Source organism: Streptomyces sp. NPDC007162, assembly GCF_040634175.1.
Classification (GTDB): domain Bacteria; phylum Actinomycetota; class Actinomycetes; order Streptomycetales; family Streptomycetaceae; genus Streptomyces.
Genome location: NZ_JBEYFC010000954.1, coordinates 1 through 1,675, shown reverse-complemented (window position 1 = coordinate 1,675; position 1,675 = coordinate 1). Strand labels below are relative to the sequence as shown.

The window sequence follows — 1,675 nt, the reverse complement described above, 5'->3', positions numbered from 1 at the left end:
GCGGTCGGGGGACCTGTTCGTGTTCGGGGGAGAGTCGCGGCTCGCCCATCACGGGGTGCCGAGGGTGTATCCGGGCACGGGACCGGCGGAGCTGGGCCTGACCGGCCGCCTGAACGTCACGCTGAGAGTGAGTGGTTTCTGACCGGCCCCGAGGGCGCCGCACCTTTGATGCGGCCCCTCCGGAGGATCATGGCAGACTCCCTCTCATGAGCGGAAAGGTCGCCCCCGACCCGACGGGGAACGGAACCTCGAAACCCCGGTTGGACAGAGGACGTGGCGCACTCGGCCCCGCCCTGGAACTCGTGCACACCGGTCGCGCCCCCACCCGCGCCGTCCTCACCGCCGAACTCGGCGTCACCCGCGCCACCGCGGGCGCCGTCGCCGCCGAACTGGAGTCGCTCGGCCTGATCAGGGTCGACGCACACCCCGGCGCCGCAGCCGGTTCACAGGGTCGTCCCTCGCACCGGCTGGAGGTCGCCGAGCACGGCCCCGTCGCACTCGCCGCCCAGGTGCACGCCGACGGTTACCGCGCCGCGCTCGTCGGCCTCGGCGGCCGTATCGTCGCCACCGCCCCCGGCTGCGAGACCGTCGACGCCGACCCGGCGAAGGTACTCGGCTCGGTCGTCGAGGCGGGCGGGGACCTGCTCCGCGCCACGGGCCTGCGCTGTGTCGGCGCCGGACTCGCCGTGCCGTCCGCCGTCGCCGAGCCGGAGGGCCTGGCGCTCAACCCCCTGCACCTGGCCTGGCCGGTGGGCGCCCCGGTACGCCGGATCTTCGCGGAGTGCGTGCGCGCGGCCGGTATCACCGGACCGGCGTTCGCGGGCAACGACGTGAACCTCGCCGCGCTCGCCGAGCACCGGCACGGCGCGGGACGCGGCGCCCGGGACCTGCTGTGCGTGGCCACCGGCCACCGCGGCGTCGGCGGCGCGCTGGTCCTGGACGGCCGCCTGCACACCGGCAGTTCGGGTCTGGCCCTGGAGGTCGGGCACCTCACCGTCAACCCCGAGGGCCGCCCCTGCCACTGCGGCAGCCGGGGCTGCCTCGACGTCGAGGCGGATCCCCTCGCCCTGCTCATCGAGGCCGGCCGCGAGCCCGGCCCCGAGGTGTCGCTGCTCCGGCAGGCCGAGGACCTGGTCCGCGACCACTACGCCGACCCGACCGTCCGCGGGGCCGCCGAAGCCCTGATCGACCGGCTCGGTCTCGGCCTGGCCGGACTGGTCAACATCCTCAACCCCGACCGCATCATCCTCGGCGGTCTGCACCGCACCCTGCTGAACGCCGACCCGGAGCGGCTGCGCGCGGTGGTCGCCGACCGCAGTCTGTGGGGACAGAGCGGCAGCGTGCCGATCCTGCCGTGCACGCTCAGCCACAACAGCCTCGTAGGGGCCGCGGAGTTGGCCTGGCAGCCGGTGCTGGACGACCCCCTGGCAGCCCTCCGGTAGTTCACCCGGTGGCCGCACTGCGGCGTCGAGTTCCTCGATGTCCGCCGGTCGAACCGGCTCCGCCACGCCCGATGTCGGCTTCGCCGATGAACCCGTCGCCCCGGCCTCCGCTCCGGCGCCGAGATCCTCGGCCTGCTCGGCGAAGCCGTGCGACGGGCCGGCCGCGTGCTCGTGCGCGCGGCGCCTCCGGCGGCGACTCGACGGGAAGCCTCACCGCCCGCTCGACTGGCGAC

2 protein-coding genes are annotated in these 1,675 nt (G+C 75.1%); both read left to right on the top strand.

Annotated elements, in window-relative coordinates; translation table 11 throughout:
- On the top strand, positions 1 to 142 hold a 142-nt coding region (locus tag ABZ646_RS46195), incomplete at its 5' end, for an alpha-ketoglutarate-dependent dioxygenase AlkB (protein ID WP_360533676.1).
- Between the two features lie 64 nt (positions 143 to 206).
- Positions 207 to 1,442 carry an ROK family protein gene (locus ABZ646_RS46190; RefSeq protein ID WP_360533673.1) on the top strand — a complete coding sequence of 412 codons (1,236 nt, stop codon included), beginning with the start codon at positions 207 to 209 and terminating at the stop codon, positions 1,440 to 1,442.
- The last annotated feature ends 233 nt before the right edge of the window (positions 1,443 to 1,675 follow it).